Annotated in this window: 1 rRNA gene; it reads right to left on the minus strand. The window is 47.6% G+C overall.

From position 1 onward, the window contains the following. Window positions 1-460 (minus strand): 16S ribosomal RNA (locus HCB45_RS15170); the annotation flags it as partial. Between the last annotated feature and the right edge of the window lie 191 nt (window positions 461-651).

Here is a 651-nt window from a genome sequence, read left to right on the forward strand (position 1 = left end):
TTCTTCTCTAACAACAGTACTTTACGATCCGAAAACCTTCTTCATACACGCGGCGTTGCTCCGTCAGACTTTCGTCCATTGCGGAAGATTCCCTACTGCTGCCTCCCGTAGGAGTCTGGGCCGTGTCTCAGTCCCAGTGTGGCCGATCACCCTCTCAGGTCGGCTATGCATCGTGGCCTTGGTAGGCCATTACCCTACCAACTAGCTAATGCACCGCGGGCCCATCTGTAAGCGATAGCCGAAACCATCTTTCAAAAGCGTGGCATGCGCCACATTTTATCATTCGGTATTAGCCCCGGTTTCCCGGAGTTATCCCCAACTTACAGGCAGGTTGCCCACGTGTTACTCACCCGTCCGCCACTAACTTTGGAAGAGCAAGCTCTTCCTCCGTTCGTTCGACTTGCATGTATTAGGCACGCCGCCAGCGTTCGTCCTGAGCCAGGATCAAACTCTCTTTAAAATATAAATTGAATTTGAATACTTATTCAACACCGTGAATAAGATTCCTTGCGTCAAATTGACTTCGCTAGCAATTAAATTACTAGTTTGTTTTTGTTGAAAACAGCTTTCTGTTTTCTGCCCTGCGATTACCAGTGAGACTTTACGTCTCATTGCTTTTCGTCTTCTTCTTTGTTCAGTTTTCAAAGGTCA

Origin of the sequence: Listeria farberi (assembly GCF_014229245.1) — a bacterium.
Taxonomy (GTDB): domain Bacteria; phylum Bacillota; class Bacilli; order Lactobacillales; family Listeriaceae; genus Listeria; species Listeria farberi.